Consider the following 2,071-nt stretch of genomic DNA (forward strand, 5'->3'; position numbering starts at 1 on the left):
ATGCGGTAGAGCGACTTCTGGTAAGGGGTCGGCTTGCCTGGCCCGCAGCGGAAGGTGCGCGAGAAATCCGAATAATAGCCGTAGCAGCCGATGGTGTCGGTAGCGAGCGCCAAGAGTTCGCCGGGGCGGATCTTGCGGCCGCTGGCCTCGTTGAACCACGGGTTGGTGCGCTGGCCTGATGTCAGCAGCCGCGTCTCGATGAACTCGCCGCCCTGGCGGATGACCTCGCCATACATGATGGCGAACAGGTCGTTTTCGGAAACGCCGGGCTTGATCGCCTCACGCACCGCATAGACGGCAGCCTCGGCGCCGGCCATCGACACCTGCAGGCATTTCACTTCCTCCGGCGTCTTCACCGCGCGCACCGCCAGGATTTCGCCCTGGCAATCCCTGACCTCACAGCCGCGCTTTTCCAGCGCCAGCGCCTGCAGATGGCTGCAGCGGTCGAGGCCGAGCTTCATCGAGCCGCCGCCATGCTTTTTCAAAAGCTCGGCGATCTCGTCGGCGAACGGACCTGCGGTCTCGTCGTCGCGGCCCGAGACCGACGACCAGACCAACTTGGAAGGCCGCGCCTCGTCGATCGTGTCGAGTACCATGGAGACATGATAGCTCTGCGGGTATTCGAACAGCACGATCGGCCCGTCGGTCGGGATAAAGAAATAGCGGGTCGAGTTGCGCAGGAAATAGCCGAACATGTTGCGCGAGCCGGTGGCGTAGCGCTGGTTGTACGGATCGAACAGCACCACGCCGCCATAGCCGGCCTTGCGCATCCAGCCGCGCAGCTTGGCCAGCCGGCCTTTGCGCAGGGCATCGGCATCGATGAAGGACGGTTCGGTGTCCGACAGCCACATGCCGCCGGCCGGATCGGCCGCCGCGGGGTGGCGCATGCGATCCTTGAAGTTCACGTCCTCGGTGCTGTCGGGGTCGAAAACGACGATGCTCATGGGCTCGGCCTTGGCTGGGTTGCGAGGTCGCAGCATGGCGCAAGAGGGGCGGGAGGATTGTGCGGAAAACCGCAGCTGTTGTGCGGGATGCCGCTGGCTAATCGGTTGCGTCGCGATCCTTCGCGCCCCCCTCTGCCCTGCCCGGCATCTCCCCCTCAAGGGGGAGATTGGCATTTTCGATGCCGCCGTTCTTTTCTTCAACATCTGAGATTGGCGAAAGCAGAGATGCAGTCCGATCTCCCCCCTTGAGGGGGAGATGTCCGGCAGGACAGAGGGGGGCGCTGTCCCGCCAACATCTCACCGCGTCAGCGAGCGCCAAGCCTAATGCCGTCGCGCCAGCTTCGGCGGATGGCCATGCTCCTCGCGAAACGCCCGGGCAAAACTCGACATCGAGGCAAACCCACACGCCAGCGCCACGTCGCGCACGGCGAGCGTCGAATGCGCCAAAAGATCGGCGGCGCGTTTGAGCCTCAGGCGCCGGTAATAGCCATTGGGCGAGATGGCGAGTTCGGAGCGGAAGGAGCGCTCGAGCTTGTCTGAGGACACGCCGAGCTTCGCGGTCAGCTCGGCCATGCCGAGCCGCTCCTCGACCGCGTCCTCCATGATGGCGATGGCCGACAGCACCAGCTCGTTCTGGACCCCGGTGCGCAGGCGCAGCGGCATCATCTTGCGGTCGATGCTGGAGCGCAGCTGGCTGTGCACGAACCATTCGGCGACGCCGGCGGCAAGCTCGGCGCCGTAGTCGCGGGTGATGATCTCCAGCATCATGTCGAGGCTGCCGACACCGCCGGCCGAGGTGAAGCGCTTGCGGTCGATAACATAGAGGTCGCGCCTGAGCTCGATGTTGGGGAAGGCTTCGGTGAAGGCGGCCTGGCTGGTCCAGTGCAAGGTGCAGGCATGGCCGTCGAGCAGGCCGGCGCGCGCCAGGAAGAACGCGGCATCCGCCACCGCACCGATATGGGCGCCATTGCGCAGGCTCTTGCGGATCCAGTGTGCAGCGTCCTCGGCGACGAGGTGATCGGCATCGCCGCCCGAGCAGACGACGATGCGGTCGACCTTCGGCGCATCCTCGGCGTAAAAGCCCGGCTGGATGACGACGCCGTTCGACGCCTCGACCGCACCTTTCG

2 protein-coding genes are annotated in these 2,071 nt (G+C 65.3%); both read right to left on the bottom strand.

Features of this window, described 5'->3' with window-relative positions; all coding sequences use genetic code 11:
• The coding region (locus EOA22_RS31595; RefSeq protein WP_164756110.1) for a Xaa-Pro peptidase family protein at positions 1-944 on the bottom strand (944 nt) is incomplete at its 3' end.
• Between the two features lie 321 nt (positions 945-1,265).
• The coding region (locus EOA22_RS31605; protein WP_164756111.1) for a GlxA family transcriptional regulator at positions 1,266-2,071 on the bottom strand (806 nt) is incomplete at its 5' end.

Origin of the sequence: Mesorhizobium sp. M7A.F.Ca.US.014.04.1.1 (genome assembly GCF_003998745.1) — a bacterium.
GTDB lineage: Bacteria > Pseudomonadota > Alphaproteobacteria > Rhizobiales > Rhizobiaceae > Mesorhizobium > Mesorhizobium ciceri.